The 26,866-nt window shown below is 73.5% G+C and carries 25 protein-coding genes and 1 pseudogene; 6 read left to right on the top strand and 20 right to left on the bottom strand.

The genetic code is table 11. From position 1 onward, the window contains the following. Nucleotides 1-11: 11 nt before the first annotated feature. Nucleotides 12-1,448, bottom strand: a complete 1,437-nt coding sequence (locus AMK33_RS17165; RefSeq protein WP_073933698.1) for an aminotransferase-like domain-containing protein — start codon at nt 1,446-1,448, stop codon at nt 12-14. Between AMK33_RS17165 and AMK33_RS17160 the strand changes: the two genes are divergently transcribed. Together AMK33_RS17160 and AMK33_RS17155 are read left to right on the top strand one after the other, a co-directional pair. Continuing rightward, entirely contained in the window at nt 1,447-2,364 is a 918-nt protein-coding gene (locus AMK33_RS17160) for a DMT family transporter (RefSeq protein ID WP_073933697.1), read from the top strand. The two genes, AMK33_RS17165 and AMK33_RS17160, sit on opposite strands and share 2 nt — an antisense overlap. A gap of 12 nt (nt 2,365-2,376) precedes the next feature. Then, on the top strand, nt 2,377-2,574 hold the full coding sequence (locus tag AMK33_RS17155; protein ID WP_073933696.1) for a DUF1918 domain-containing protein: 198 nt from the start codon (nt 2,377-2,379) through the stop codon (nt 2,572-2,574). Nucleotides 2,575-2,696: 122 nt separating this feature from the next. On the opposite strand, the gene AMK33_RS17150 is transcribed toward AMK33_RS17155, so the two are convergent. Continuing rightward, nucleotides 2,697-3,932, bottom strand: coding sequence for a glycoside hydrolase family 10 protein (locus AMK33_RS17150; protein ID WP_443030920.1), 1,236 nt, complete (start codon nt 3,930-3,932; stop codon nt 2,697-2,699). Between the two features lie 167 nt (nt 3,933-4,099). Here AMK33_RS17150 and AMK33_RS17145 point away from each other — a divergent pair, with 167 nt between their 5' ends. Continuing rightward, complete coding sequence (locus AMK33_RS17145) at nt 4,100-4,960, top strand: 3-hydroxybutyryl-CoA dehydrogenase (protein WP_073933694.1); 861 nt, start codon at nt 4,100-4,102, stop codon at nt 4,958-4,960. A gap of 105 nt (nt 4,961-5,065) precedes the next feature. On the opposite strand, the gene AMK33_RS17140 is transcribed toward AMK33_RS17145, so the two are convergent. The 8 genes from AMK33_RS17140 to AMK33_RS17105 all read right to left on the bottom strand — a co-directional run bounded on the left by AMK33_RS17140 (nt 5,066) and on the right by AMK33_RS17105 (nt 13,383). Further along, the gene (locus AMK33_RS17140; RefSeq protein WP_073933693.1) at nt 5,066-5,734 is read right to left on the bottom strand and encodes a response regulator; all 669 of its coding nucleotides are present in this window, start codon (nt 5,732-5,734) and stop codon (nt 5,066-5,068) included. Further along, nucleotides 5,731-6,924, bottom strand: coding sequence for a sensor histidine kinase (locus AMK33_RS17135; RefSeq protein WP_073933692.1), 1,194 nt, complete (start codon nt 6,922-6,924; stop codon nt 5,731-5,733). The genes AMK33_RS17140 and AMK33_RS17135 overlap by 4 nt, the downstream gene beginning before the upstream one ends. 185 nt (nt 6,925-7,109) lie before the next feature. Continuing rightward, nucleotides 7,110-8,297: a YncE family protein gene (locus AMK33_RS17130; RefSeq protein ID WP_073933691.1), complete on the bottom strand. Its 1,188-nt coding sequence runs from the start codon at nt 8,295-8,297 to the stop codon at nt 7,110-7,112. Then, nucleotides 8,294-8,890 carry an ankyrin repeat domain-containing protein gene (locus AMK33_RS17125; RefSeq protein WP_073933690.1) on the bottom strand — a complete coding sequence of 199 codons (597 nt, stop codon included), beginning with the start codon at nt 8,888-8,890 and terminating at the stop codon, nt 8,294-8,296. Before AMK33_RS17125 ends, AMK33_RS17130 begins: the two co-directional genes overlap by 4 nt. 308 nt (nt 8,891-9,198) lie before the next feature. Continuing rightward, entirely contained in the window at nt 9,199-9,762 is a 564-nt protein-coding gene (locus AMK33_RS17120; RefSeq protein WP_073933689.1) for a GlcG/HbpS family heme-binding protein, read from the bottom strand. 218 nt (nt 9,763-9,980) lie between these two features. Continuing rightward, the gene (locus tag AMK33_RS17115) at nt 9,981-10,526 is read right to left on the bottom strand and encodes an NUDIX hydrolase (RefSeq protein WP_073933688.1); all 546 of its coding nucleotides are present in this window, start codon (nt 10,524-10,526) and stop codon (nt 9,981-9,983) included. A gap of 145 nt (nt 10,527-10,671) precedes the next feature. Continuing rightward, nucleotides 10,672-12,012 carry a transcriptional regulator gene (locus AMK33_RS17110; RefSeq protein WP_073933687.1) on the bottom strand — a complete coding sequence of 447 codons (1,341 nt, stop codon included), beginning with the start codon at nt 12,010-12,012 and terminating at the stop codon, nt 10,672-10,674. 261 nt (nt 12,013-12,273) lie between these two features. Next, complete coding sequence (locus tag AMK33_RS17105) at nt 12,274-13,383, bottom strand: PP2C family protein-serine/threonine phosphatase (protein WP_079194892.1); 1,110 nt, start codon at nt 13,381-13,383, stop codon at nt 12,274-12,276. Nucleotides 13,384-13,603: 220 nt separating this feature from the next. Here AMK33_RS17105 and AMK33_RS45175 point away from each other — a divergent pair. Beyond that, nucleotides 13,604-13,765 (top strand): annotated as a pseudogene (locus tag AMK33_RS45175) (cobyrinate a,c-diamide synthase); the annotation flags it as partial. Here the strand turns inward: AMK33_RS45175 and pheT are convergent. From pheT to infC, 7 genes are all read right to left on the bottom strand, one after another. Next, nucleotides 13,739-16,252, bottom strand: coding sequence for a phenylalanine--tRNA ligase subunit beta (pheT, locus tag AMK33_RS17095; protein WP_073933685.1), 2,514 nt, complete (start codon nt 16,250-16,252; stop codon nt 13,739-13,741). The pseudogene AMK33_RS45175 and the gene pheT overlap by 27 nt on opposite strands. Next, entirely contained in the window at nt 16,252-17,373 is a 1,122-nt protein-coding gene (pheS, locus tag AMK33_RS17090; RefSeq protein WP_073933684.1) for a phenylalanine--tRNA ligase subunit alpha, read from the bottom strand. Before pheS ends, pheT begins: the two co-directional genes overlap by 1 nt. 147 nt (nt 17,374-17,520) lie before the next feature. Beyond that, on the bottom strand, nt 17,521-18,657 hold the full coding sequence (locus AMK33_RS17085) for a sensor histidine kinase (RefSeq protein ID WP_073933683.1): 1,137 nt from the start codon (nt 18,655-18,657) through the stop codon (nt 17,521-17,523). Nucleotides 18,658-18,749: 92 nt separating this feature from the next. Next, complete coding sequence (locus tag AMK33_RS17080) at nt 18,750-19,598, bottom strand: TrmH family RNA methyltransferase (RefSeq protein ID WP_073933875.1); 849 nt, start codon at nt 19,596-19,598, stop codon at nt 18,750-18,752. 265 nt (nt 19,599-19,863) lie between these two features. Continuing rightward, entirely contained in the window at nt 19,864-20,247 is a 384-nt protein-coding gene (rplT, locus tag AMK33_RS17075) for a 50S ribosomal protein L20 (RefSeq protein ID WP_004933571.1), read from the bottom strand. Between the two features lie 97 nt (nt 20,248-20,344). Next, nucleotides 20,345-20,539 carry a 50S ribosomal protein L35 gene (gene rpmI, locus AMK33_RS17070; RefSeq protein ID WP_004933563.1) on the bottom strand — a complete coding sequence of 65 codons (195 nt, stop codon included), beginning with the start codon at nt 20,537-20,539 and terminating at the stop codon, nt 20,345-20,347. A 110-nt stretch (nt 20,540-20,649) separates the two neighbouring features. Next, nucleotides 20,650-21,291, bottom strand: a complete 642-nt coding sequence (gene infC / locus AMK33_RS17065; RefSeq protein WP_073933682.1) for a translation initiation factor IF-3 — start codon at nt 21,289-21,291, stop codon at nt 20,650-20,652. 395 nt (nt 21,292-21,686) lie between these two features. Between infC and AMK33_RS17055 the strand changes: the two genes are divergently transcribed. Next, nucleotides 21,687-22,085, top strand: a complete 399-nt coding sequence (locus AMK33_RS17055; RefSeq protein ID WP_073933680.1) for a DUF1844 domain-containing protein — start codon at nt 21,687-21,689, stop codon at nt 22,083-22,085. Between the two features lie 4 nt (nt 22,086-22,089). Here the strand turns inward: AMK33_RS17055 and AMK33_RS17050 are convergent, their stop codons facing one another. After that, the gene (locus tag AMK33_RS17050) at nt 22,090-22,821 is read right to left on the bottom strand and encodes an SseB family protein (RefSeq protein ID WP_073933874.1); all 732 of its coding nucleotides are present in this window, start codon (nt 22,819-22,821) and stop codon (nt 22,090-22,092) included. Nucleotides 22,822-22,938: 117 nt separating this feature from the next. On the opposite strand from AMK33_RS17050, the gene AMK33_RS17045 reads away from it, so the two are divergent. After that, on the top strand, nt 22,939-23,943 hold the full coding sequence (locus tag AMK33_RS17045; protein ID WP_073933679.1) for a serine hydrolase: 1,005 nt from the start codon (nt 22,939-22,941) through the stop codon (nt 23,941-23,943). Here AMK33_RS17045 and mycP read toward each other — a convergent pair. Next, nucleotides 23,928-25,112 (bottom strand): type VII secretion-associated serine protease mycosin, encoded by a 1,185-nt coding sequence (mycP, locus tag AMK33_RS17040; protein ID WP_073933678.1) that lies wholly within the window; start codon nt 25,110-25,112, stop codon nt 23,928-23,930. The two genes, AMK33_RS17045 and mycP, sit on opposite strands and share 16 nt — an antisense overlap. Further along, the gene (locus AMK33_RS17035; RefSeq protein WP_235618117.1) at nt 25,109-26,155 is read right to left on the bottom strand and encodes a hypothetical protein; all 1,047 of its coding nucleotides are present in this window, start codon (nt 26,153-26,155) and stop codon (nt 25,109-25,111) included. Before AMK33_RS17035 ends, mycP begins: the two co-directional genes overlap by 4 nt. Nucleotides 26,156-26,866 lie beyond the last annotated feature (711 nt).

The raw sequence follows: 26,866 nt of genomic DNA, 5'->3' as shown, positions 1-26,866 counted from the left end.
GCGTCGAACGCTTATCCCAGTACTTCGTCCCAGGCGGTGCGCAGACGCCGTACGCCCTCGGTGATCTCCCCGGCGCCGGCCACCGCCGCGAAGCTCAGGCGGAGGTGGCCGGCCGGGGGTTCGGCGCTGAAGTAGGGGCGGCCGGGGGTGACGGCGACGCCCGCGCGCAGGGCGGCGGCGGTCAGGGCGGACTCGGACGTGCCGTCGGGCAGCCGGGGCCACAGGTGGTAGCCGCCGGACGGGACGTGCGGCAGGGCGAGTTCGGGCAGGTGGAGGCGGAGCGCGGCGGTCATCGCGTCCCGGCGGGCCCGCAGCGCGGCCGAGACCGCGCGCAGATGGCGCGGCCAGGCGGGCGAGCCGACGAGTTCCAGCGTGGCCTCCTGGAGGGGCCGGGGCACGAAGAAGGTGTCGACGATCTGGATGGCCCGCAGCCGTTCCAGGACCGGGCCGTGCGCGGCGAGCGCGCTCACCCGGAAGCTGGGCGAGGTCGCCTTGGTCAGCGAGCAGACGTGCACCACCACCCCGTCGGGGTCGTCGGCGGCCAGCGGACGCGGCAGCGGGCCCGCGTCCTCGTGCACCAGCCGCCGTACGAAGTCGTCCTCGACCACGAAGGCGCCCGCCTCGCGGGCGATGCGCAGCACCTCGCCGCGCCGGCCGGGGGCGAGCACGGCGCCGGTGGGGTTCTGGAACAGCGGCTGGCAGACGAAGACACGGGCGCCGGTCGCGCGGAACGCGTCCGCGAGCAGTGCGGGCCGTACGCCGTCCGCGTCCACCGGGACGGGCACCGGGCGCAGTCCGGCGGCGCGGGCGATGGCGAGCATGCCGGGGTAGGTGGGCGACTCGACGAGGACGGGGGCGCCCGGCGGGGCGAGTGCGCGCAGGGCCGTGGTCAGCGCGGACTGCCCGCCCGAGGTGACCAGCACGCCCGCCGCCGTCACCGGTCCGCCGATGCTGCGCGCGAACCACTCGCGCAGCTCGGGCAGCCCTTCCATGGGCGGACGTCCCCAGGCGCCCGGCCGGCGTCCGGCGCGGGACAGTGCCGCCGCCATGGCCCGCTCCGGTTGCAGGGAGGGGTGCAGATAGCCGCCGTTGAACTCGATCACGCCGGGTGGCGGTGCGGCCAGCGAGACCAGCACCCCGGAGGCGTCCACCGAGCGCGGTACGAGGTCGGCGGCGCCGTCGGCGCTGAGGGCGACCTCCTGCCAGGAGGTGTCCCCGGCGGGCGCGGCCGACACCCGGGGCTGTGCCCGGAAGGCGCCGGCGCCGGGCCGGGTGACCACCAGCCCCTCGGCGGCGAGCTGCGCCAGCGCCCGGGAGACGGTCACCGGACTCACCCGGAACCGCTCCACCAGGGCCCGGCTGGAGGGGAGCTTTCCACCGGGAGAGTAGCGGTCCAGCTCCCTCCGTAGCTGTTCCGCCAGTTCACCGACACTGCTACGCTCATGCATGAGAGCACAGAGTAGCGCTACTGCCGCAGTGCCGATAGCAGTCACCGCCCCCCGCGACCGCCGCGGCTTCGGCACCCTCCAGGCCGCCCTCGGCGTGATCGCCTTCTCCCTCACCTTCCCCGCCACCGCCTGGGGACTCGAAGGGTTCGGGCCCTGGTCGCTGGTGGCCGTACGCAGTGTGCTCGCGGCGTTCATCGCCGGCGGCTGTCTGCTCGCGCTGCGCGTGCCGCCGCCGGACCGGAAGCACTGGCCCGGACTCGCGGTGGTCGGCGCAGGGGTGGTGCTCGGCTTCCCGATGCTGACCACCCTCGCCCTGCAGACCTCCACCACCGCGCACGCGGCCGTCGTGGTCGGCCTGCTCCCGCTGACCACGGCGCTGCTGTCCGCTCTACGCGTCGGCTCCCGCCCCTCGCGCACCTTCTGGACGGCGGCCCTCGCCGGGGCCGCCGCGGTGCTGGCGTTCACCGTGCAGCAGAGCGGCGGCGCGCTGACCACGGCCGACCTGTACCTCTTCGCCGCGCTCCTGGTGTGCGCGGCCGGCTACACCGAGGGCGGCAGGCTGGCCCGGGTGATGCCGGGCTGGCAGGTGATCGGCTGGGCGCTGGTCCTGTGCCTGCCGCTCACCCTGCCCGTCGCCGCGGTCGCGCTGACCGTCGAGCCGGTGACGCTGACCGCGCACAGCGTGGCCGGACTGCTGTGGGTGGCGGCGGGTTCGCAGTTCCTCGGGCTGATCGTCTGGTACCGGGGCATGGCGGCCATCGGCATCCCCAAGGCCAGCCAGTTGCAGCTGGCCCAGCCTCTGCTCACACTGGTGTGGTCGGTGCTGCTGCTGAACGAGCAGCTGACGGTGGCCGCCCCGCTGACGGCCGCGGCTGTGCTCGTGTGCATCGCCGTCACCCAGCGGGCACGCGGTTGAGAGGAGGCCCCGATGCGCGCAACCGAGGGTGACCAGCTTGTCCAGCACGGCAGGGTGGTCGGCCAGCACGACAAGGTCGGAGAGATCGTCGAAGTGATGGGCCAGGAAGGGAACCCGCCCTACCGCGTCCGCTTCCAGGACGGACACGAGGGCGTGTGCTCACCCGGCCCCGACACCGAGATCCGGCACAAGGCGACGCGACAGCGGTAGGAGGCGTCGTTCGGACCAGCGGCACCATGCGGCTGAGCCGAGCGGAGGCGATGGGGTGCCCCCTCTGGGGGAGTGCGTGCCGGACCCCGCTCTGCTCGGCAGGATCCGAACGACCTCCCGGATCAGCGCGGGGGCGCGGCCGGCTGCCCGTAGTGGTCGGCGACCACCCGCGCCATCGCCCCGACCGGATCGGCCGTCACCTCGCGGGCGGCGAAGAAGACGTGCCCGCGCACCTCGGGGTGCTCGGCGGCCAGCGTGAGGTGGCGGGAGAGTTCGGCCGGGTCCCGCCAGGCCGCGGGCTGGGCCGGGTCGCCCGCCTTGTAGAGGGCCTCCCCCGCGTACAGCAGGGTCCCGGAGTCCCGGACGACCTCGGCCCACCAGGGCAGCAGCTCGGCGTAGTCGGCGGCGGCGAAGCCGATGTTCCAGTACAGCTGCGGGCAGATGTAGTCGATCCAGTTCTCCCGGGCCCACCGGCGGGTGTCGGCGTGCAGATCGTCGTACGTCTGCACACCCGCGTGCGTGGCGGAGCCCCGCTCGTCCACGTCGGCGTTGCGCCACACGCCGAAGGGGCTGATGCCGAAGCGGGTGCCGGGGCGGATCTCCTTGATCAGGGCAGCCATCTCGCGCACCAGCCGGTCGACGTTGTCCCGCCGCCAGGCCGCCCGGTCCGGGAAGTCGCCGCCGTAGGTGTCGTGGGCGAGGTCGTCGTCGAAGGTCTGCCCGGCCACCGGATACGGATAGAAGTAGTCGTCGAAGTGGACCGCGTCGACGGGATAGCGGCGCACCGCGTCGAGCATCGCCTCCCGGACGAAGGCGCGGACCTCGGGCAGACCCGGGTTGTAGTAGAGCTTGCCACCGTACGGGACGGTCCAGCCGGGGTTTCGGCGGGCGGGGTGGGAGGCGGTGAGCCGGGCGGGGTCGTCGTGCAGGGCCACGCGGTACGGGTTGAACCAGGCGTGCAGCTCCAGACCGCGGGCGTGGGCCTCGGCGACGGCCGTGCCGAGCGGGTCCCAGCCGGGAGGGGCGCCCTGGGTGCCGGTGAGGTACTGCGACCACGGCTCGTACGGCGAGGGCCACAACGCGTCGGCGGTGGGCCGCACCTGGAAGATCACGGTGTTGAGGCGGTCACGGACGGCCGTGTCGAGGTGGTCGAGCAGTTCGGCGCGCTGCCGCGCGGCGCTCAGCCCCGGCCGGGAGGGCCAGTCCCGGTTGGTGACGGTGGCCACCCACATGCCCCGCATCTCACCGGTCGCCGCGCCCGGCACCGCGCGCCGCCGCGGCGCGGCCGACGCCCGCGGCACCGTCGCCAGCGCGGCCAGCGCCGCCGTCGCGAACATCCTGCGTGACACCCGCCCCATAGAGCCCCCCTGAACACCGACGAACCGCCTGGCCGGACACGGTCCTGTGCCCAGGATGCCCCACCCCCGCGATCGATCATCGATACTTCGGAGTAACGTGCACGGACGGAGCAGGACCCGGGACCCGGCGACCTGCCACAGCCGTAAGCAGTAGCGAAAGGGACGATGTGACCGACATCGAACGCGTCGGAGTGGTGGGCTGCGGTCAGATGGGTGCGGGGATCGCCGAGGTGTGCGCCCGTGCCGGACTGGACGTCAAGGTCGCCGAGACCACCGGCGAAGCCCTGGAGATCGGCCGTACCCGGCTGTTCAACTCCCTGTCGAAGGCGGCCGAGCGCGGCAAGATCTCCGAGGAGGAGCTGGCGGCCACGCAGGCCCGGCTGAGCTTCACCACGGACCTCGGCGAGTTCGCCGACCGTGATCTGGTGATCGAGGCCGTGGTCGAGAACGAGCAGGTCAAGACCGAGATCTTCCAGGTCCTCGACCAGGTGGTGACCCGGCCGGACGCGATCCTGGCCTCCAACACCTCCTCCATCCCGCTGGTGAAGCTGGCGGTCGCCACCTCGCGGCCCGACCACGTCATCGGCATCCACTTCTTCAACCCGGCCCCGGTGCAGAAGCTCGTCGAGCTGATCCCGGCGCTCACCACCTCCGAGGGCACGCTGAGCCGCGCCCAGGCCTTCACCGAGAAGCTGCTGGGCAAGCACGCGATCCGCGCCCAGGACCGCTCCGGTTTCGTGGTGAACGCGCTGCTGATCCCGTACCTGCTCTCCGCGATCCGGATGTTCGAGTCGGGCATCGCCAGCCGGGAGGACATCGACAACGGCATGGAGATGGGCTGCGCCCACCCGATGGGCCCGCTGAAGCTGTCCGACCTGATCGGCCTGGACACGGTGGCCTCGGTGGCGTACTCGATGTACGAGGAGTACAAGGAGCCCCTGTACGCCGCTCCCCCGCTGCTCCAGCGCATGGTCGACGCGGGCCGCCTGGGCCGCAAGAGCGGGTCGGGGTTCTACACCTACGGCTGACGTCGTCCGACCACTCGCCCGTGGGCTCCGTCAGGGGGTCGCCGCAGGCGTCGCCGACGGGGCCCGAAGGGGGGCGGGTGCCGGTCCGGCCGAGGTGGGCGGCGGTCAGGGCAGCAGCCGCTGTTCCTTCGCCACCGCGACCGCGCCCGCCCGGGTGTCGACGCCCAGTTTGCCGTAGATGCGGCGCAGGTGGGTCTTGACCGTGGCCTCGCTGATGAACAGGGCGCGGGCGATCTCCTGGTTGCCGAGCCCGCGGGCGAGGTGGGTGAGGATGTCGCGTTCGCGGTCGGTGAGGGAGGGCCGCGGGCTGCGCAGGTTGGCCATGACCCGGCTGGCGACCGGTGGGGAGAGCACGGTGCGGCCCAGCGCGGCGGCGTGGATGGCGGCGAACAGTTCGTCGGGACGTTCCGCCTTCAGCAGGTAGCCCGTGGCACCGGCCTCGATGGCACGGGTGATGTCGGCGTCCGTGTCGTACGTCGTCAGCACCAGTACGCGCGGGGCGGCCTCGGGCACGGCGGTGAGGCGGAGGGTGGTCTCCACCCCGTTGATGCCCTCGCCGAGCTGGAGGTCCATCAGCACCACGTCCGGCCGCAGCTTGGCCGCCAGTGCCAGTGCCTCTTCCCCCGTGCCGGCCTCACCGACCACCTCGATGCCGGGAGCGCTGTCGAGCAGGGCGAGCAGCCCGGCCCGGACCACGGCGTGGTCGTCGCAGACGAGGAGGCGCACCCCGGGGGAGCCGGGGCCGGTGTCGGTGTCGGTGTCGTGGGCGGTCATCGAGGGCCTTCCAGGGGTACGGCGGCGGACAGCACGGTGCCCTCGCCCGGCGTGGACTCCACGGTCAGTGTGCCGCCGAGCTGCCGCAGGCGGGCCCGTATCGCGGGCAGTCCGTGGCCGCGCAGTCCGGTCGGGCCGCTCGGCGGCGCGGACGGGTCGAATCCGCGGCCGTCGTCGCTCACGTCCAGCAGGACCTGGTCGTCGAGGACGGTGAGGGTGAGGATGGCCGTGTCGGCGGACGCGTGCTCGCGGACGTTGGACAGGGCACCCTGCGCGATGCGCAGCAGCGCCGACTGGACGCGGTCCGGGAGCAGCGGCACCCGCCCGTCGTCGTCGACGTGGACGCGTACGGTGAGGTGTTCACCGCTCTCCCGTTCGGCCAGCGCGTCCAGTGCCGCCTCCAGGCCGCCGCCGCGCGCCAGGTCGGTCGGCGCGAGGTCGTGCACGAAGCGGCGGGCCTCGGCGAGGTTGTGCTCCGCGACCGAGGCGGCGGACCGGACGTGGCGGCGGGCCTTTTCGGGGTCGTCCTCCCACACCCGCTCGGCCGCCTGGAGCAGCATCCGCTGGCTGGACAGCCCCTGGGCCAGGGAGTCGTGGATCTCCATGGCGAGCCGCTGCCTTTCCGCGAGCGTGCCCTCGCGGCGCTCGGAGGCGGCGAGTTCACGGCGGGTGCGGAGCAGGTCGTCGATCAGGGTGCGCTGCCGTCGCGCCTGCCGTTCGGTGTGGAGGAAGACGGCCGCCGCGATGGCGGCGACGGCCGGCGGCGCCAGCAGCAGGTTCGGGTCGAACCGCCCGGCCAGCCGTAGCTGCGCCGCGACGACGAGCGCCGTCAGCACCGTGACCAGGACGAGCGCGGCCCGGGTCGGCAGCGTGCGCAGACCGGTGTAGAACAGGGGTACCGCGCACCAGGAGAAACTGGGCGCGAGCACGACGAGCACCATCCACACCACGACCACCGGCCCCAGCCAGACCGGCCGTCGGCGGCCGGGCCGCGCGCCGGGGGCGCCGAGCACCGGCCCCAGCAGGTGCAGCAGGGCCAGGACGGCGGACAGGACGACGATCCACGGAGTGCGCGGCTCGCCCGGGTGGTTGATCAGGAACCGGGTGAGGGCCCCGCCGAGCAGCAGGAAGAACGCCGCGTGCATCACGGCGCCGAGCCACCGGGCATCCGGGTCGTACGGCTTCGGCATCGAGGCGTGCTTCCTTCCCCTGGCCCCCTGACGTGCGGGATCCGGGCCGTTTCCCGCTCCTCGGCGTCCCGCCGGGCCGGCACCCGCGTCTCCATTGTCGCCACCACCCGCCGGGAGGCGGGTCAACCGATCGGATGATCCTCCCGGCCGTCCGCCGGCCCCGGGCATCCGCCTGACCGTGGGCTTCACCGGCACCCGTGCGGGGACCCTTCGTCCGGCTGGAGAACGGCGATGCCCAGCGGACGTTCTCCCGCGGCCAGTCGCCGGCTGTCACCACTGTCCAGGTCCACGACGCTGATGCCGTTCCAGTAGCCGTCGCGGGTGAAGCCTCCGGTGACGTAGGCGGTGCACTCGTCCGCGGAGACGGCGACGGACTCGTGCGGCCCCTCCAGCGCGATCACCTTCTCCTTCCCGTCCTCCGTGCGGACGGTCAGCGACGGGCCCTCGTCCTCGGAGGGGTCGATCGGGCCCGTACCGACGATGACGAGGGTGCCGCCGGGGGTGATGGTGACACCGTGCTGGTGGGTGTCGGCCGTCAGCCGCTCGATGGTCGACCGGCCGGTCCGCGGGTCGAGCACGACGAGCCGTTCGCCCTCGAAGGGCAGGAGCAGCTTGCCGTCCGACGGGCGCACGGCCGCGTAGTGCGGTTTCAGCCAGGAGCCGAGCCCGCCCTCGGTGCCGTACGGGGCGGCTTCGAGGCTGCGGGTCTCGTGTGTGTCCGTGTCGACGACGGTGACCTCGAAGGAGTCGTGGCCGGTCGCGTAGACCTCGCGGCCGTCCCGCGCGACGTCGACGTCGAACGGGCGCCGACCCACCGCGGTCGTGCGGGTGACCTCGTGGGTCCCGGTGTCGATGGTCTCGAGGGTTCCGTTGCCGGAGGGCACGTGGACGCCCACGTACACCTGCTCGCCGTCGGGTGCGAGGGCGATGCCCATGCCGCCGCCGCGGTACTCGCCACCGGTGACGGGGCCGAGGTTCTCCGTCTCGTACGGGATCAGGTCCAGGAGCTCACGGTGGTGCGTGTCGACGACGGCGACGCCCTCGGCGGTGGCGACCCAGGCGCGTCCGTCCTCGCCGACGACGAGGCCGTAGGGAGCCTCGCCGACCTCGACCGAACCGAAGGGGCCCTCGTCCGGGTCGACGAACGTGACGGTGTCGGCGCCGAAGTCAGCGACCAGCAGAGTGCCCGCGGGGGTCCTGCCCGTCGGCTCGGGGCCGGGAGCGGACGGGGCCGGAGCGGACGGGGAACCGCTCTTCCCGGCCGCCCTGTCCGGGGTGTCGGGGGCGGACGCGCAGCCGGCGAGCAGGACGGAGGAGGAGAGCGCCAGCGAGACCGCGCGGGCGGCACGGCCCGGTGCTGCGGGGCGCCTCACCGTACGGCCCTCAGCAGACCCGCGATCTCCCGGAGACCGCGGCGCTCCGCGTGTTCGAGGGCGGTGCGGCCGTCGCTGTCGGGGAGGTCGGGAGCGGCGCCCGCGGTGATGAGCAGTTCCACGATCTCCTGGTGGGCGTGGCCGCCGTCACCGAGGACCACGGCTTCGAGGAGGGCGGTCCAGCCGAGCCGGTTGACGTGGTCGACGTCGACGTCGGTCTCGCGCAGCAGGGACCGCACGTAGTCGACATGGCCGCGCTCGGCGGCGGGGATGAGGGAGGTGCCCCCGAAACGGTTGGTGATCCTCGGGTCCGGACGCGCCGGGAGCAGTGTCCGCATCATGGCGACGCTGCCCGTGACGCCGGTGACCAGCCACGGGCTGTCGTCCTGGTCGTCCTGGGCGTTCGGGTCGGCGCCCGCCGCGACGAGCACCCGCGCGGCGGCCACGTGGTCGTGCAGGGCGGCGAGCAGCAGCGGTGTGCGCCGGCGGGGGTCCCTGGTCCCGGTCCGGGCGCCCGCGTCGAGGGCGGCGCGTACGGCGTCGGCGTCGCCGCGGGCGGCTGCGTCGAGCAGGGCGCGGTCGGGTGGGGTCATGGCGGTTCTCCTCGTGGCCGTTCGCGTCCCCGGCGGAGACGGTCCGGCCGGGGACGGACGGGGTCCCGGCGTCCCGGTCGCGGTCTCGGTCCCGGTCTCGGTGGAGAGGCAGATCCGGGTCGCGTGGCACCGGGTGACCACGGCCTCGACAGCGGGCCGGAGCGGCATGCCGGGGGATCCTCCCAGGTGACAGGTGACAGGTGACAGGTGTGTGAGGGGGACGGCGGCCCGCCGCGGACGAGCCGCCGGCGCGGCTCCGGTGGCGCCGGGACAGGGGCCTCGCGCCACCGGAGCTTCACGGGAGGGGCTTACCCGAGGACGTCCGCGCCGGCCCGGGCGAACTTCTCGTCCAGGGCGCCGGAGGGTGCGCCGGCCACGCCGATGCCCGCGATCGGAGCGTTCTTCGCGGTCACGGGGACACCGCCCGCGAGGAACAGGGTGTTCGGGATGTCCTTCAGCGTCGGGGCGTTGTCCAGGCGCTTCACCAGCTCGGAGGTCGGCGAGTTCCAGGCCACGGCGGTGTACGCCTTCTTCACGGCCGACTCGTAGGACTGCGGCCCGGCGCCGTCGCCGCGCAGGGTGAGGACGGTGTTGCCGTTGCGGTCGACGACGGCGACGGTCACCCTCTGGCCCTCCTTCTCGGCGGCGTCGAGCGCGGCCTGCGCGGCCTTCGAGGCGGCGTCGATCGTCAGGTGGGTGGTCGTGGTGGTGGTGTCGCCCTTGACGCCGGCGGCCTGCGCGGCGGCGACGGTCCGCGTGTCGTCCGACGCGCTCGCCGAGTAGGCGCCGAAGCCCCCCAGGGCCACGGCCGCGGCGAGGGACGTGCCGGTGATGACGCGGGTGCGCTTCGAAACCCTCTTGACGTGCTTCATGAGTAGTCGGTCTCCAATGAATGGTGAAGGGGGCCGGGACGTCGGTCGCCGGTGCGTGTGGCGGAAGCCCGACGGGCTCGGTGGCGGGCGGTTCCCGCCGTCCCGCTCTGGGATCCATCCTCGGCCCGGGGCCGGTACCGTCCCCTCGGCGTACCGGCTGGATGCGACGCGCCGGGCGGCTGACACCCGGGTCATCCGATCGGATGACCCCCCGGGGGTCAGGGCCTGCCGTCCTGGCCGAGCCTGAGGTGGTGCAGCAGGAGTAACGCCGCCGCCATGTTGGCGGCCGGGACCTCGCCGGCGGCGACCAGGTCGGGGACCACTTTCAGGGGCACCCACTCCCGGCGGTCCGACTCGAAGTCGTCCACGGGGTGTCCGACGTACTCGCCCTCGTCGGACCAGTAGATGTGGTGCCGGGCGTCGGTGAGGCCGTTGGAGGGTTCCACGGTCATGAGGTGGTGCAGCGGTCCCGGCCGCCAGCCGGTCTCCTCCTCCAGTTCCCGCGCGGCGGCCCCGGCGATGTCCTCGCCGTCCTCGACCACTCCGGCCGCGAGCTCCCATCCCCAGCTGTCGGTGATGAAGCGGTGGCGCCACAGCAGGAGGACCTCGTTGGCCTCGTTGACCACCGTAGCCACGGCGACGGGCCGCAGCCGGATGAGGAAGTGGTCGAGATGCCGGCCGTCCGGCAGCTCGACATCCGCGAGATTGACGCTGAACCAGCGATTTGAGTACACAGTCTGTTCGTTCTGCTTCGTCCACTGCACGGTTCTGCCACCTTCCGACGGGTAGGGGGCAATATCGCAGCAGCGGCGGTCCGGCAGGCAGGCGCACGGGAGGCAGCCCGTGGCGCAGCGGCGGGCGCGGCGGAGGCGCGCGGCCGGGCACGGGGGGCCTTGAACCGCGCCCGTGCTACAGCGGTACGCGCAGTGCCCCGTCGATGAGTTCGGCCGCCTCGGCGGTGCCCGCGCAGCCGCTGCGGACGAGGTGCTCGCGCACCTCGCGCAGTCTGTCCCGCAGCCGCTGCGACTCCATTCCCCGGGCCTGCTCGGCCATCTGCACCGCGATGGCCACCGCCTTGTCGGCGTTGCCCTGGCGCAGTTCGATGGTGCTCAGCATGGCCAGCCGGTGCACCCGGCCCCGGTCGTGCGCGGGATTGTCCACGGCCGCCGCCGCGTGCTCCCCGGCCGCCGCCAGCTCGCCGAGGCTGAGCAGCGCCTCCGCCACCTGGACGTTGACCAGGCCGGGCTGGACATAGCCGGTCTCGTCGGGTTCGGTTCCGCGCCGGATCCGCTCGGCGGCCCGCTCGGCCCGCCGGATGCGGGACAGCGCGCTGCCGCCGTCGCCGAGGTGCGCGTACGCCTTGGCCTGCATCGCGTACAGGTCGGAGGCGAGGGCCGGGGTGATGTCGGTGCCGGCGGCGCGCAGCGCGGCCTCCGCGAAGGCGACGGCCTGCCGGTACTCCCGCATGTACAGCGACTGGTTGACGAGCAGCGCGATCACATAGGCGCCGAGCCCCCGGTCCCCGCTGGCCTTCGCCAGCCGCAGCGCCTGGTGGAAGTAGCGCTGGGCGAGGCCGTGCGCGTCGGAGTCGTACGCGCAGATGCCGGCGACCGCCACCAGGCCGCCGGTGGCCCGGTGGAGCTGGCGGCCGGTGGCGTCGGTGTAGCGGCCGCGCAGCAGCGGGGCGGCCTCGGCGTTGAGGAAGCCGACGATCCGGGCGCGGGTCGCGACGCCGCCCGCCTTGCGGTACATCTGCTCGTAGTGGGTGCGGGCGGCGCGCAGCATGTCGAGATCGCCGGGGGTGACCCGGTGCCGGCCGCCACGGGAGACGTCCACGTCCTCGGGCGGGTTCTCCCACTCCCATACGGGCATGACGGCGGGCGTGCCGGTGACGGCGGGGGCGCCGAGTATGTGCGGGCGCCGCTGCTGGTCGGAGCGCCACAGCGCGGTGGCCCGCTCGACGAACCCGCAGAGCGAGCCGGTGTGCGGGGCGGGCGGCTCGCCGGGCACGCCGAGGCCGATGTCGTCGAGGGTGACCTGGCGGTGCAGCCGGGCGGCGAGCACCTCGCAGATCAGGTCGGGCACCTGTCCCCGGGGCCGCTGTCCCTTCAGCCAGCGCGCCACGGCGGTGTGCTCGTAACGGAGCGACAGGCCGCGCGCCCGTCCGGCCTGGTTGACGTGCGCGGCCAGGCCCGCGTGCGAGATCCCGGCCTCGTCCAGGATCGCGTCGAGCAGAGAATTGGGCTGCATTCAGGCCCCCCGGTGGCTCGGTGCCGGACAGAGTAGTGGCTGCGCGTTCACACGGGGTGTGAACGGAGTGCTCGAATCCGCAGTGTGCGCGCACTGTCGCCGAACGTGTCCGGCCGGTTGACTGAACTGCCTCGAAAGAGGCCGGCCGGGCCGCCGGCTCCCCCTCGTACAGTGCGGCGGCCCGTTTCCACGCCGTCCGCCCTGCTGCCTGCCCGACACTCCGTGGCGGGACGGACGGCGTGGCGCCGCCGGTCACGCCGGTCATGCCGGGGACTGGAGGTGGGTCGGCGGGTGCGGTCGCGTGGTGGTCGGCCGTGTGGTGGCGCGCGGTTCTGTGGGGGTGCCTCCCCCATGCCGCTCGTTCCTCAGGATCAGCAACGCCACGTCGTCCTTCGGCGGGCCGACGGTGTGCCGCAGCAGTGCCGTGAGGACCGTGCGCAGCACGGACTGAGGTGTGAGCGGGTGCTCGCGCGCGGCCTCGGTGAGGACGTCCCGCAGCGGGAAGAACCGGCCCTCGGCGTCCCGTGCCTCCTCGGCTCCGTCCGTGTGCAGGACGAGCGCGTCGCCGGGCAGCAGGGGTCCGCAGGACACGGCGGGGAGTTCGGGCGGCAGCGGGAACGGGCCGAGCGGCGGGAGCGGATCGGTGCGGGCGAGCGGTTCGGCCCGTGCGCCGGTCAGCAGATACGGCCAGGGATGGCCGCAGTTCAGGGCCCGTACTCCCCCGTCCGGAAGGATCTCCAGCAGCAGGACGGTGACGAACTCCTCGCCGGGCGGGACGTCCTGGGCGGCGCCCGCCGGGTCGTGTCCGCCGTGGGTCCGCTCCCGCAGGTGCCGGTCCATCGCCCGCTCCAGCCGGCGCAGCACACCGGCGAGTTCGGCCTCGTCGTGGGCGGCCTCGCGGAAGCTGCCGAGGACGGCGGCGACGGTCGTCACGGCTCCGAGCCCGTGGCCTCGGACGTCACCGATGACGGCCCGTACGCCGTGCTCGGTGGCGACCACCTCGTACAGGTCGCCGCCGATCCGGGCGCCGGGGTCGGCGGAGAGGTGGACCGCGGCGGCGGCCAGGCCGTCGACCCGCGGGGGCGGCGGCCGCAGCAGCGCGCTCTGCGCGGCCTCCGCGGCCCGGCGGGCCAGCCGCAGTTCGCGCAGCAGCCGGTGCCGGACGTGCATCACCAGGCCGGTGACGATCGCGCACATCACGGCGCTGCTGACGAGGCGGGCGCCGAGGGCGTCGTCGTGAGCGAGCGGGCAGGTCAGCCGGTAGGCGACCGCGGTGGCGCCCAGGGCGGTGGGCACCGCGAGGGTGGGTACCCGTGAGGACAGGAACCGGGGTGGCACCCTGCGGGGAGCCCCAGGCTTGAAGCGGATCATGCCGATGGCCCCCCATATAGGCCCGGACAGCGCAGACCGGCCTCGAGAGGCCGGTCTGATTCTGTCGACCGTGTGGCCTGATCCGGACGTATCGACCCGGATAGTCACCCGAATGAGTGAGGTGACCGGTGGGGAGAGGGGGACGGGGGGTGTGGGAGGCGTGCTCTGCGCCTCCCGCACCCCCCGTTTCCGGTGGTTGCCGGCCCCGTGGGCCGGTCTCTGCGCGGTTGTCCTCGCGGGCGGCTGTGGGGCTTCTTCGCCCCCGCCGCCCCTTCCCGTCCCGTCCCTGGGGGCTGCGCCCCCAGACCCCCATCGGCCCTGCGGGCCTCGTCCTCAAACGCCGGACGGGCTGAATTCAGCCCCTCAGGACTGCTCCGGTGCGGTCGCCCGCCAGGGTGACTGCCGACTCTCGGGCCGCTGAGGCCTCGTCGACGGTCAGGGTGCGGTCGGTCGCCCGGAAGCGGAGTGCGTAGGCCAGGGACTTGCGGCCCTCGCCGAGCTGTTCGGCGTTCTCGTACACGTCGAACAGGCGGATGGACTCCAGCAGTTCACCGGCGCCTTCGCGCAGTGCCGCCTCGACGTCCGAGGCGGGCACGAACGCGTCGACGACCAGCGCGACGTCCTGCGTGGCGACCGGGAAGGTGGAGATGCCCGGTGCCTGCGGGGTGTCGTCGCCGACCTGCTCCAGGGCGTCCAGGTCCAGCTCCATCGCGCAGCTTCGCGCGGGCAGGCCCAGGGTCTTCAGGACGCGCGGGTGCAGCTCGCCGGCGTGGCCGATGATCCGGTCCTCGCCGTCGACCGTGACGGTCAGCTCGGCGCAGCGGCCCGGGTGCCACGGGCCGTACTGGCCCTTGCGGACGCCCAGTTCGGCGCCGGCCTCACGGGCGACGGTCCGGGCGGCCTCGACCGTGTCGGCCCAGTCGGCCGCGCGGCCCTTGCCCCACCAGCCGGCCTGCTCGCGGGCGCCGGTCAGCACGACGGCGACGTGCCGCGGCTGGTCGGGCAGCGCGGCGTCCAGCGCGGCGATGTCGGCCTCGCTGGGGCGCCGGTCGACGGGCAGGTTCGCGGCGACCCGCTGCTCCTCGCGCGGCCGGAAGACCAGGCCGGTCTCGAACAGCGCGAGGTCGTGCGAGCCCCGGCCGTCGTTGCGGCGCAGCGCGCCGAGCAGGCCCGGCAGCAGCGAGGTCCGCAGCGCGGGCTCCTCGTCGCTGAGCGGGTTGACCAGCTTGACGACGCGGCGGGCCGGGTCGTCGGCCTCCAGGCCGAGCTGGTCGAAGACCTGCTCGCTGACGAACGGGTAGTTCAGCGCCTCGACGTAGCCGGCCCCGGCCAGGGCCCGGCCGATCCGGCGGTGCAGGCGCTGGCGGGCGGTCAGACCGCGGCCGGCCGGCGGCTTGGGCAGCGTGGAGGGCAGGTTCTCGTAGCCCTCCAGGCGGATGACCTCTTCGGCCAGGTCGTTGGCGTCGGTGAGGTCGGGCCGCCAGGACGGCACGGTGACGATCAGCTCGTCCTGCCCGTACACGTCGCAGCCCACCTCTTGGAGGCGGCGTACGACGGTCTCACGGCCGTACGTCACACCCGCGACCCTGTCCGGGTGGTCGGCGGGGGCGGTGATGGTGTGGGGCGCGGTCGGGGCGATGACCTCGGTGACACCGGCCTCGGCGGTGCCGCCGGCGAGCAGCACCAGCAGGTCGACGGTGCGCTGCGCGGCAGCGGCGGCGGCCTGCGGGTCGACGCCGCGCTCGAAGCGGCGGGACGCCTCGGAGGACAGCTTGTGGCGGCGGGCGGTGCGCGCGATGGACACCTGGTCGAAGTGGGCGGCCTCGATCACCACGTCGCCGGTCGACTTCTCGAGGTCGTCGTGGTCGGCGATCTCCGTGTCGGCGCCGCCCATGACACCGGCGAGGCCGATGGGGCCGCGGTCGTCGGTGATGACGAGGTCCTCGGCGTGCAGCTTCCGCTCGACGCCGTCGAGGGTGACGATCTTCTCGCCCTCCTCGGCCCGGCGTACGCCGATGGTGCCCTGGACCAGGGAGCGGTCGTAGGCGTGCAGCGGCTGACCGAGCTCCATCATCACGTAGTTGGTGACGTCGACGGCGAGCGAGATCGGGCGCATGCCGACCTTCTGCAGCCGGCGCTTCAGCCAGATCGGGGAGCGCGCCTCGGGGCTGAGGCCGGTCACCGTGCGGGCGGTGAAGCGGTCGCAGCCGACCGGGTCGGAGACCTCCACCGGGTAGCCGAAGGCGTTCGGTCCCGGCACGTCGAGCAGGGCCGGGTCGCGCAGCGGCAGACCGTAGGCGATGGCGGTCTCGCGGGCGACGCCGCGGATGGACAGGCAGTCGCCGCGGTTGGCGGTGACGGCGATGTCCAGGACCTCGTCGACCAGTTCGAGGAGCTCGATGGCGTCCTTGCCGACCTCGGTCTCCGGCGGCAGCACGATGATGCCGTGCGTGCCGTCGTCGCCCATGCCCAGCTCGTCGGCGGAGCAGATCATGCCGTGGGAGGTCTTGCCGTAGGTCTTGCGGGCGGAGATCGAGAAGCCGCCCGGCAGGGTGGCGCCGGGGAGGACCACGACGACCTTGTCGCCGACGGCGAAGTTGCGGGCGCCGCAGACGATCTCCTGCGGCTCACCCGTGCCGTTGGCCTGACCGACGTCGACGGTGCAGAAGCGGATCGGCTTCTTGAAGCCCTCCAACTCCTCGATGGTCAGCACCTGACCGACGACGAGGGGGCCCTTGAGGTCGGCGCCGAGGTGCTCGACGGTCTCGACCTCGAGACCGGCCGAAATGAGCTTGGCCTGTACGTCACGGCCGGTCTCCGTCGCCGGCAGGTCGACGTACTCCCGCAGCCAAGAAAGCGGGATCCGCATCAGATCTCCATCCCGAACGGCCGGGTGAACCGGACGTCACCCTCGACCATGTCTCGCATGTCCTCGACGTTGTGGCGGAACATCAGCATCCGCTCGATGCCGAACCCGAAGGCGAAGCCGCTGTACTTCTCGGGGTCGACGCCGCAGGCGGTGAGCACCCGCGGGTTGACCATGCCGCAGCCGCCCAGCTCGATCCAGCCCTCGGACGAGCAGGTGCGGCAGGGGCGGTCGGGGTTGCCGACGGACGCGCCCTTGCAGACGTAGCAGAGCATGTCCATCTCGGCGCTCGGCTCGGTGAAGGGGAAGAAGTTCGGCCGCAGCCGGGTCTTCATCTCCGCGCCGAACAGCGACTGGACCATGTGGTCCAGGGTGCCCTTGAGGTCCGCCATGGTCAGGCCCTCGTCCACGGCGAGCAGCTCGACCTGGTGGAAGACGGGGGTGTGCGTGGCGTCCAGCTCGTCGGTGCGGTACACGCGGCCGGGGCAGATCACGTAGACCGGCAGCTCGCGGTCGAGCAGGGAGCGGATCTGCACGGGCGAGGTGTGGGTGCGCAGCACGACACCGGACTCGGTGCCGCCCTCCGGGCCCTGCACGAAGAAGGTGTCGGCCTCGCCGCGGGCCGGGTGGTCCGGGCCGATGTTGAGGGCGTCGAAGTTGAACCACTCGGCCTCGACCTGGGGGCCCTCGGCGACCTCGTAGCCCATGGCCACGAAGATGTCCTCGATGCGCTCCGACAGCGTGGTGAGCGGGTGGCGGGCGCCGGCCGGGACGCGGTCGTAGGGCAGCGTGACGTCCACGGCCTCCTCGACCAGGACGCGCGCGTCGCGCTCGGCCTCGAGTTCGGCCTGGCGGGCGGCGAGGCCCTTGTTCACGGCACCGCGCGCCTGGCCGACGCGCTTGCCGGCGTCGGCCTTGGCGTGCGGCGGCAGGGCGCCGATCTCGCGGTTGGCCAGCGACAGCGGGGAGGTGCCGCCGGTGTGGGCGACCTTGGCCTCCTGGAGCGCGTCGAGGGAGTCCGCGGCGGCGAAGGCGGCGAGCGCCTCGTCCCGCATGCGCTCGATCTCTTCCGGTTTCAACGCCTCGACCTCTACAGGGTCGTACGACTTATTCGGTGCCGACATCTCTTCCCGTGCTTCCGATTGGCTGGCTGATGGTCCCCGTACCGACTCGTGGACGGTGCGTCCAGGTTTTTGGGACACAAAGGTGCCAAAGGCCGAGTCTAACGGTGCCGGGGCAGGCGGATGCGCCCGTGGGGCCGGGGCCGGATCTCAGGTGAGATACGCGGGTGCCGCCACGGGCAACGTAAATCGGAACTGTGCGCCGCCGCCGGGGGCGCGTCCGACCGTGATGGTGCCGCCGTGGGCCTCGACGATGCCCTTGACGATGTACAGCCCGAGGCCCGTCCCTCCGCGCTTGCTGCCCCGCCAGAAGCGGGTGAAGACGCGGTTCATGGACTCCTCCGGAATGCCGGGCCCCTCGTCGCTCACCGTGACCGACGTGCCGGTGTCCTCCCGTTCGCGGGGGGACGCCGAGGGCGTGATGTCAATCGTGACGGTTCCCTCGCCGTGCCGCACCGCATTTTCCAGCAGGTTGCTGAGCACCTGGTCGACCTTGTCGGGGTCGGCCCACAGGTCGGGCAGCGGGTGCTGCACGCGGAGCAGGAAGCGGTCGGCCTGCTGCCCGGCGGCGACGTAGGCCTGGATGTGCCGTCCGACGGCGGCCCCGATGTCGACGGGCTGGCGGCGCACCTCCAGGCGTCCGGAGTCGATGCGGGATATGTCGAGCAGCTCGGCGATGAGCCGGGTGACCCGGTCGGCGTCGGCGTCGACGGTCTCCAGCATCAGCCGTTTCTGGTCGTCGGTGAACCGTTCCCACTTGGCGAGCAGGGTGGCGGTGAAGCCCTTGACCGAGGTGAGCGGGGAGCGCAGTTCATGGGCGACGGTGGCGATCAGCTCGGCGTGGCTGCGCTCGGTGCGGCGCCGGGCCTCGGTGTCGCGCAGGGTGACGACGACGCGGCGGACGGGGCCGGTGGGTTCGGCGCGGACGTAGCGGGCGGAGACGAGGACTTCCCGGCCGCCGGGGAGCAGCAGGTTGCGCTCGGGCTGGCGGACGCGGATGGCGAGGCCGCCGTAGGGGTCGGTGAGCTGCCACCAGCGGCGGCCCTCCAGGTCCTCTAACGGCAGGGCGGTCTCCAGCGGCTGTCCGAGGGCCTGCTCGGCGGGGACGGCCGTGATGCGGACGGCCGCCGCGTTGAAGCAGATCACCCGTCCGTGCTCGTCGGCGACGACCAGTCCGTCGGGCAGCTGGTCGGGGTCGATGCCGGGTTCGGCGAGATCACCGGGCCGGGGCGCGGGCGGGCGCGCCGCCCGCTGTGCGCCCGGTGCGCTGCTCGTGCCGACGCTCATCCCCGTACCCCACCTCTCGGAACGTCATCGGGGCGCCCCGTGCTCGAGCCCTGCCGAGAGCTTGGGGGAGGGTCCCCGAGCTGGTCACCCTACTAGTTCCCGGTGACGGAGCGGCACCCTCCGGCGGCGCGCTGTGCACGTGCCGACGCGTAGAGACATACGGCGGCGGCGGTGGCGAGGTTCAGGCTCTCCGCCTTTCCGTGGATGGGGACGCGGACGACGGCGTCGGTGAGGGCGCGGGTCTCCTCGGGCAGGCCCCAGGCCTCGTTGCCGAAGACCCAGGCGGTGGGCCCGCCCATGGTGCCCTTGTCGAGCTCGTCGTCGAGGTCCCGGTCCCCGGCACCGTCGGCGGCGAGCAGCCGCACGCCCGCGTCCCGCAGTCCGCTCACGGCCCGTTCGACGGGGACGCCGACGGCGACGGGCAGGTGGAACAGGGAGCCGACGGAGGCGCGTACGGCCTTGGGGTTGTACAGGTCGACGGAGGCGTCGGTGAGGACGACGGCCTCGGCTCCGGCGGCGTCGGCGCAGCGCAGCACGGTGCCGGCGTTCCCGGGGTCACGCACGTGCGCGAGGACGGCGACGAGCTTCGGCCGGGCGGCGAGGATCTCCTGGAACGGCGTGTCCAGGAACCGGCACACCCCGACGAGCCCCTGCGGGGTGACGGTGGTGGAGATGTCGGCGATGACGTCCTCGGAGGCGAGGTGGATCCGTGCGCCGGCGTCGCGGGCACCGCCGATGATGTCGGCGTACCGCTCGGCGGCCTCGACGGTGGCGAACAGCTCGACGAGCGTGTCCCCGTGGGCGGCGGCCTCCCGCACGGCCTGCGGCCCCTCGGCGAGGAACAGCCGCTCCTTCCCCCGGAAGTTCCGCTTACCGAGCCGCCGGGCGGCGGCGACGCGGTGGGAACGGGGGGAGATCAGCTCGGGGCTGACGGGGGCCATCTTCTTCTTCACCTTCAGGAGACTCGCAACGTGCGGCGTTTCTTGGGGCTGCGGCAAACAGCGCCGCTCCCGGCGGGCGTCGAGCATGATGCCGCTCTGCTCGGAAGCCCGCGGCACGACGACTCCCCTAGGGGCGCGGGGAACTGCGCGATCAGCCACGACGGACCCGCAGCCGGTCGACGACCGATGCCCCGGCAACAACAGGACCCGCAAGCAATGAAGCCTGCGGGTCCCACACTCACGCCGGCTCAAAGCCAGCGCAGCGTCACGCGGCCTTGGGCGCGTTCACGTCCGCCGGCAGCGCCTTCTGCGCGACCTCGACCAGCGCCGCGAAGGCGGTCGCGTCGTTGACGGCCAGCTCCGCGAGGATCTTGCGGTCGACCTCGACGTTCGCGGCCTTCAGACCCTGGATGAAGCGGTTGTACGTGATGCCGTTGGCGCGGGCAGCGGCGTTGATGCGCTGGATCCACAGCTGGCGGAAGTCACCCTTGCGCTTCTTGCGGTCGTTGTAGTTGTAGACCAGCGAGTGGGTGACCTGCTCCTTGGCCTTGCGGTACAGGCGCGAGCGCTGACCGCGGTAGCCGGAGGCCTGCTCGAGGATCGCCCGGCGCTTCTTGTGGGCGTTGACTGCCCGCTTGACGCGTGCCACTTGTTAACTCCTTGTAGCGGGGCCGTGGTTGTCCTCACACGGCCCGGTATCGATTGGGTCCCGGTCCTGCCGTACGGCGCTCAGCGGCGCCCGTACGTCACTTGCCGAGAAGCTTCTTGATCTTCGCGGCGTCGCCCGGGGCCATCTCGGCGTTGCCGGTGAGGCGACGCGTCACGCGGGACGACTTGTGCTCGAGCAGGTGGCGCTTGCCGGCGCGCTCACGGAGCACCTTGCCGGAGCCGGTGACCTTGAAGCGCTTGCTGGCACCGCTGTGCGACTTGTTCTTCGGCATAGCGCCGTTCTCTCCTCGTCGGTGGCGCTCCGGTGCCCGGTCGTGAGAACCGGGCACGGTGGAGCGTCGTACTTGTTTCGGTTGCTTCCTGGGGCTCGCGCCCCCGGGAGTCACGCCTCGGCAGGCTCCTCGGCCGGCTGGGCCTCGGCGTCCGCGGCGTTCTGCGACTTGCCGGGGTTGGCCTTCGCCTCCGCCTTGCGGGCTTCCTGCGCCTGGCGAGCCTCGGCCATCGCCTCGGTCTTCTTCTTGTGCGGACCGAGAACCATGATCATGTTGCGGCCGTCCTGCTTCGGGTTCGACTCCACGAAACCGAGGTCCTGGACGTCCTCCGCGAGACGCTGCAGCAGTCGGTAGCCGAGCTCCGGCCGGGACTGCTCGCGACCACGGAACATGATCGTGATCTTGACCTTGTCGCCCTGCTTGAGGAACCGGACGACGTGACCCTTCTTGGTGTCATAGTCGTGCGGGTCGATCTTCGGCCGGAGCTTCATCTCCTTGATGACCGTGTGCGCCTGGTTCTTGCGCGCCTCACGGGCCTTCATGGCCGACTCGTACTTGAACTTCCCGTAGTCCATGAGCTTGCACACGGGCGGACGGGCGTTCGCCGCGACCTCGACGAGATCGAGGTCGTACTCCTGCGCAAGCTCCAGGGCCTTGGCAAGCGGGACAATCCCGACCTGCTCGCCGCTGGGACCGACAAGTCGCACCTCGGGAACGCGAATCCGGTCGTTGATGCGGGGCTCGGCGCTGATGGATCCTCCTCGGTAGCACCACGCGACGGTCTGGCGGACAGCCGCGTAACGTCTGTATGCGTAAGACCTAACCGCGCCGAAGCAGAAAAAATGCCCCGGACGATCACAGGCGGGGCTCCTCGAACTACCGGAGCACCGCCACGGGGACCGCGGGGCGCGCTTTCGGGCGGATCGCCGCCTCGGGGACGGGACCGCCTGACCGGTGACCCGCCGCCCTCAGGGCGGCCAGGTGGGAGTTCGAAGCCTCCACTTGTGGGCCGGGCTCGCGGGCCGTGAGGCATACGGGTCCGACCGGTCGTTACACAAGGTTAGCAGCTCCCGGTGGGGTGCACCAACCGGCCGTCTCCCGCCTCCTGGCGTCAAGGGGGCGTCCCGCTGCGCCTATCGTGTGGGGCATGAGTGACACCTCCCCCTCGGACACCCCTGAGTCCTCCGCGGACACCCCCGAGACCTCCGGCAACCCCGACTTCGACGCCATGGCCCGCGACATCGCGGAGGTCCCGGCGGTCGAGGTGATCGTGACGGTCGCCGTCAACCTGATGAGCGCCGCCGCCGTGAAGCTCGGTCTGACCGAGGAGGGCGACAAGTTCAAGGACCTGGACGAGGCCCGCAAGCTGGTGCACGCGCTGGCCGGCCTGCTGGACGCCTCCGCGACGGAGATCAGCTCGTTCCACGCGGCGCCGCTGCGCGACGGTCTGAAGTCGCTCCAACTGGCGTTCCGCGAGGCCTCCCTGGTCCCGGACGAGACCGGCCAGGGCCCGGGTGAGAAGTACACCGGGCCGCTCTACGGCTAGGACGTCAGGGACGTACGTACAGGGGCTCGCCCGGGGGCGTGGTCCCGGCCGGCAGGACTGCCAGGTCGAGGCCGCGCACCAGGCGGGCCCTCAGTGTCTCGTCGGCGGCCAGCCGCTGGGCCACGGCGCGGGCGGCTTCCGCGGCGGGCGCGGCGGGGTCGAGGACGAGGGCGAGGGTGCCGTCGGCCTGGCCCGGCCCGAGGTGGGCGCGCAGCACGGCGGGCTCCGCGGCGACGGCGGCCCGTACGGCCTCGACGACGGCCGGGTCGGCGAGCGGGGCGGTGCTGGTGCGGCCCTCGGCGAGGGCGAGCAGCGTGGGGCCGGTCAGTTCGAAGGGCACCGGTCCTGACATGTCCAGGATCACCGTGTCCGCCTTCTCGTGCGCGGCGGCCTGCAGGGCCTGGTGCAGCGGTACGGCGACGGGGCGGGCCGCCGGGTCCCAGCGGGCGAGCGACTCGGTGGACGTGAAGGCGGGCAGGGCGGTGCGCCCGCCGGCCTTCAGGGTCGGTACGGCCATGTCGCTGGTCTTCTCGCGGCGCAGCCCGTTCTCGTCCTCCTCGACCTCGCCGAGGACGGCCACGACGGGGACGAGCAGCCGGGCGCCCTTGAGCGCCTCCAGGACGGGGCCGACGGCATTGCCGTCCTCGGCCCAGGCGGCGAGCGCGGCGCTCAGCCGGGGGTCGGCGGTGCCGTCGTCGTCGCGGAACGGGGAGTCGGGAATGTTCTTGTTCGCCACGGTCACCGACCCTATCGGGGGGTGGACGGTGTTCCTCACCGGCCTCTCACCGAGATCTGAGCCGGCTCTCAGCTCCGTCCGACGGTCCGCACAGCCACCGCCCCGACCATCGCGGCCATGGACTCCTCCAGCAGACCGCGGCGCCGCCGTCGTGCCCGCCGGTCCCGGCGCCGTGCCCCGGTCTCCCTCGCCCTCGCCCTGGCCGCCGTCGGGTGCGGTACGGCGGCGGGGGCGATGTACATGACCTCGTGGGCGCACCCGCGGGCGGCGGAAACCGTATCCTCGTCGGCCTCGCGGGCGACCGAAGGGGAGGAAGCGGCGGTGGAGAGCGCGACGGAAGCGGCGGTGGACCGGAACGCGTCGCTGGCGGCGGCCATGGAGTCGGTGGGCGTGGCGGACGGTGCCGAGGTGTCGGTGGCGGTGCTCGCCCCGGACTCCGGGGAGAGCGCCTCGTACGGAGGGGGCGCCTTCGACACGGCGAGCATCGTCAAGGTCGACGTCCTGGCGGCGCTGCTGCTCCAGGCGCAGGACGCGGGGCGGACGCTGACCGCCGAGGAGAAGACGTACGCCGCCGCCATGATCGAGAACAGTGACAACGACTCCACGTCGGCGCTGTGGCGGGCGATCGGGACGGCGGACGGGCTCGACGCCGCGAACGAGCGGTTCGGGCTGACGGGGACGGCGGGCGGGGACGGCCCGCTGTGGGGGCTGACGCAGACCACGGCCGCCGACCAGGTCGCGCTGCTGCGGCAGGTGTTCGACGCGGAGGGCTCACAACTGGACGATGCCTCACGGGCGTATGTGCGGGAGCTGATGGAGCGGATCGCCGTGGGGCAGCGGTGGGGAGTGTCGGCGGCGGCCGACGGTGCGGAATGGGCGTTGAAGAACGGCTGGCTGCGGCGGAGCACCACCGGGCTGTGGGTGGTCAACAGCATCGGGCGGGTGACGGCGGGCGGCCACGGCTACCTGGTGGCGGTGCTGTCGCGGGGCAGCGCGACCCAGGAGGAGGGGATCGCGCTGGCCGAGGCCGCGGCGCGGGCGGCGGTGTCCGTGTTCACCGGGGACGCCGAGGACACCGCGGGTGAGGCGGGTGACGTGGCCGGGGCTCAGCCCTCGTCGTAGCGGGTGCGGCGACCGCGCCACAGGACCACCGCGGCAACCAGCAGCACACCGCCCGCGCCGCCCGCCAGGGGGGCCGCCCAGTCGGCGGTGTCGTCGTCGGAGCCGACGGTGTCCGGGCCGGGGCCGAAGTACTTGTCGCCGTACGCCGCCGACTTCAGGCCCTCCGGCTTGAGCCGGGACGCGGCCTCGATCGCGGCGGCCGGGTCGATGAAGCCGAAGCCGCGGGAGTCGTCGCGGCCGTCGGCGGGGGCGTTGCGGGCGGTGTCCTCCAGGAGCCGCTTGACCTGGGCCGGGGTCAGGTCCGGGTGGGCCGCCTTGACCAGGGCGACGGCGCCGGAGACGAACGCGGCGGCGGCGCTGGTGCCCCAGCCCTCGTAGTACTTGTGGTCGGGGTCGGCGATGATCACGTCGACGCCGGGGGCGCTGACCGTGGCGTACCAGCGGCGGGTGGAGAACGGGGCGCGGGTGCCGTAGCGGTCGACGGCGGTGGCGGCGATGACGCCCGGGTAGGCGGCCGGGTAGGAGACGTGGTCGCCCTTCTCGCCGCCGTTCCCGGCGGAGGCGACGACGGTCACGCCCTTGCGCAGGGCGTACTGGATGGCCTGGTCCTCGCCGGGTTCGGGGTGCGCGGAGGCGGAGTCGTCGCCGAGGGAGAGGTTGATGACGTCGGCGCCGTTGTCGGCGGCCCAGCGGATGCCCTCGGCGAGGGCGTTGCCGCGGGTCTTGCGGGCCTTGGCGCGGGAGTCGTCGCCGTCCTCCAGGATCACGCGGACGGGGAGGATCTTCGCCTCGGGGGCGATGCCCATGACGCCGTCGGCGTTGCCGGGGCCGTGTCCGTGGCCGGCGATGATGCCGGCCATGGCGGTGCCGTGGCGGGCCCAGGCGCGGTCGCCCTCGGTCGCGCCGAAGCCGACGAGGTCCTTGCCGGTGAGGACGTTGCCGTCGAGGTCGGGGTGGTCGGCCTCGACGCCGGTGTCCAGGACGGCGACGGTGACGCCCGCGCCCTTCGTGGTCTGCCACACCTCCTCGGTGTGCATGGCCTCCAGGGACCACTGCCGGGCGCGGATGCCGTCGGCGTGCGCGGTGGTGGCGGGGACGAGCACGAGGGCGGTGGCGAGGAGGCCGCCGAGTGCCGCCGCGGCGGGGCGCCGGCCGGTGACGGGGCTCATGACGGCTGCTCCGTGACGGTGCCGGCCTTCTTGCGCAGGCCGCGTTCGACGCGGTCGGCGAGGCCCTGGGCCTCGTGGCCGAGGCCTGCCTGGGCGGGGGCGGTGGTGGCTCCGGACTCCATGGCGTCCTCGGCGGGTTGCGGGGTGTCGACGGTGCGGCCGTCGGCCCAGCCGGAGACGGCGTAGACGACGACGGGGGCGTCCGTGAGGACGGAGACCGTCCAGGTGGCGCGCTGTCCGGCGCCGAAGTCCGCGGCGGCGGTGCCCTTCGCGGCGTACGGCAGGGGCATCAGGTCGGTACGGCGGTCCAGGCGTTCCTTGTCGAAGCGGCGGGCGAGGGAGGTCATGGCGGCGGCGTCGGCCTTGGTGAAGAGCAGGCCGACGGTGGTGACATGGCTCTGGGTGGCGTCGGTGTAGGTGGCGCGCAGCAGGCGCTCGCAGCCGACGGGGGCGAGGGCCTTGCGGAGCAGGGCGTCGAAGGCGTCCTCGCAGCCGCTGTCGGGGGCCACGGCGATACGGGTCCAGGTCCGGTCGGCGCCGCCGGGGCCCGCGCCCTCGCCCTGGAGGGTGGGCGGGAACAGTTGGTCGACCGGGACGTTGTGCCACATGTCCCGGGCGGCGGCGAAGCCGTTCCGGGCACCCGGCCCGTCGGAGTCCCCGGCGAGCCAGCTTCCGGTGACGGCACCGCCGATGAGTCCCGTCCCGAGGACGAGACAGGCGGCGGCCGCGACGGCCTGCGACCGACCCCGCCGCCCGAGCGGCCGGGGCCGCGCGCCCTCGTCGTACCCCTCGGGCTCCCCGAACGACACCACGGGCCGCCCCGCTCCGGGCGTACCGCCCGGCGCCATGGGGGCACTCCAGGAGAGCGCGGGATCGGGAGCACCCTCCGGGTCCGTCCCGGGGCGGCGCTCTTGACCGGCGCCCGGCCGCGCGTCCGGGGCCACCTCGCCGGCACCGGGCCGCCACGCGGGGCGGGTCGGCGCGTACGCCGAGCCCGCCTCGGCACGGTCCGCGCCGCCGGAGCCCGGCCGTGCCTCCGGCACGACGCGCAGGCGGGTGGTGGTCTCCGAGGAGTTTTCGGGAGGCGTGGCCGTGCCACCCGCGGTGGGCCGGCGGGCGGGCTGCGGCGGTACGGAGGGTGAGCCGGCTCCCTGGCCCGCGGTCGGCGGTGTGTCGGGGAAGCGGGCGGAAGCACGCGGAGGCGGGGGTGCGACGGGGTCCGTACCGGCGGGCACGCCGTCCCCGAAGCCCGGAGAACGCGGCGGCCCGGCATCCCCCGCCGACGAACGCGCTGGTCCACGGGACCCGAACGCACCGGAACCGCCCGCGGTGCGCCCGCGGGGCACACCCGCACCATCGGCGTCCGCACCGGCAGAAACCCCCACCGACGGACCCGCCGACTCACGAGACCCGAACCCACCGGAACCACCCGCGGTGCGCCCGCGGGGCACACCCGCACCATCGGCGTCCGCACCGGCGGGACGGCCCGTCGGCGGACGCGCGGGTTCGAACGCGCCCGCGCCGTGCGAGGTCTCCCCACGGGGGCCGCCGGTGTCCGTGCGGGCCGGTTCGCGGGGGGCGAAGAGGCCGGAGCCGCCGGAGGTGTGGTCCCGGGGGGCACCGGCCTCCGGGCGGGCCGGGTTCTCCTGGCCCGCCCGTTCGTCCGTGGCGGGCTCCGGCGGATGCGCGGGGCGCGGAGGGACGGTGGGGCGTGGGGGGTGGGAGGCGCGGCGCGCTTCCGTGCTCATGCACCC

It is taken from the genome of Streptomyces sp. CB02400 (genome assembly GCF_001905725.1).
GTDB lineage: Bacteria > Actinomycetota > Actinomycetes > Streptomycetales > Streptomycetaceae > Streptomyces > Streptomyces atrovirens.
This window is presented reverse-complemented; position numbering and strand designations above follow the sequence as displayed.

Excerpts from the sequence above, each read along its gene's own strand:
- AMK33_RS17160 (WP_073933697.1), top strand. The coding sequence starts at position 1,447 with ATGAGAGCACAGAGTAGCGCTACTGCCGCAGTGCCGATAGCAGTCACC.
- AMK33_RS17165 (WP_073933698.1), bottom strand. The coding sequence starts at position 1,448 with ATGCATGAGCGTAGCAGTGTCGGTGAACTGGCGGAACAGCTACGGAGG.
- AMK33_RS17155 (WP_073933696.1), top strand. The coding sequence starts at position 2,377 with ATGCGCGCAACCGAGGGTGACCAGCTTGTCCAGCACGGCAGGGTGGTC.
- AMK33_RS17150 (WP_443030920.1), bottom strand. The coding sequence starts at position 3,932 with ATGGGGCGGGTGTCACGCAGGATGTTCGCGACGGCGGCGCTGGCCGCG.
- AMK33_RS17140 (WP_073933693.1), bottom strand. The coding sequence starts at position 5,734 with ATGACCGCCCACGACACCGACACCGACACCGGCCCCGGCTCCCCCGGG.
- AMK33_RS17135 (WP_073933692.1), bottom strand. The coding sequence starts at position 6,924 with ATGCCGAAGCCGTACGACCCGGATGCCCGGTGGCTCGGCGCCGTGATG.
- AMK33_RS17125 (WP_073933690.1), bottom strand. The coding sequence starts at position 8,890 with ATGACCCCACCCGACCGCGCCCTGCTCGACGCAGCCGCCCGCGGCGAC.
- AMK33_RS17120 (WP_073933689.1), bottom strand. The coding sequence starts at position 9,762 with ATGAAGCACGTCAAGAGGGTTTCGAAGCGCACCCGCGTCATCACCGGC.
- AMK33_RS17110 (WP_073933687.1), bottom strand. The coding sequence starts at position 12,012 with ATGCAGCCCAATTCTCTGCTCGACGCGATCCTGGACGAGGCCGGGATC.
- AMK33_RS17105 (WP_079194892.1), bottom strand. The coding sequence starts at position 13,383 with ATGATCCGCTTCAAGCCTGGGGCTCCCCGCAGGGTGCCACCCCGGTTC.
- pheT (WP_073933685.1), bottom strand. The coding sequence starts at position 16,252 with ATGCGGATCCCGCTTTCTTGGCTGCGGGAGTACGTCGACCTGCCGGCG.
- pheS (WP_073933684.1), bottom strand. The coding sequence starts at position 17,373 with ATGTCGGCACCGAATAAGTCGTACGACCCTGTAGAGGTCGAGGCGTTG.
- AMK33_RS17085 (WP_073933683.1), bottom strand. The coding sequence starts at position 18,657 with ATGAGCGTCGGCACGAGCAGCGCACCGGGCGCACAGCGGGCGGCGCGC.
- AMK33_RS17080 (WP_073933875.1), bottom strand. The coding sequence starts at position 19,598 with ATGGCCCCCGTCAGCCCCGAGCTGATCTCCCCCCGTTCCCACCGCGTC.
- rpmI (WP_004933563.1), bottom strand. The coding sequence starts at position 20,539 with ATGCCGAAGAACAAGTCGCACAGCGGTGCCAGCAAGCGCTTCAAGGTC.
- AMK33_RS17055 (WP_073933680.1), top strand. The coding sequence starts at position 21,687 with ATGAGTGACACCTCCCCCTCGGACACCCCTGAGTCCTCCGCGGACACC.
- AMK33_RS17045 (WP_073933679.1), top strand. The coding sequence starts at position 22,939 with ATGGACTCCTCCAGCAGACCGCGGCGCCGCCGTCGTGCCCGCCGGTCC.
- mycP (WP_073933678.1), bottom strand. The coding sequence starts at position 25,112 with ATGAGCCCCGTCACCGGCCGGCGCCCCGCCGCGGCGGCACTCGGCGGC.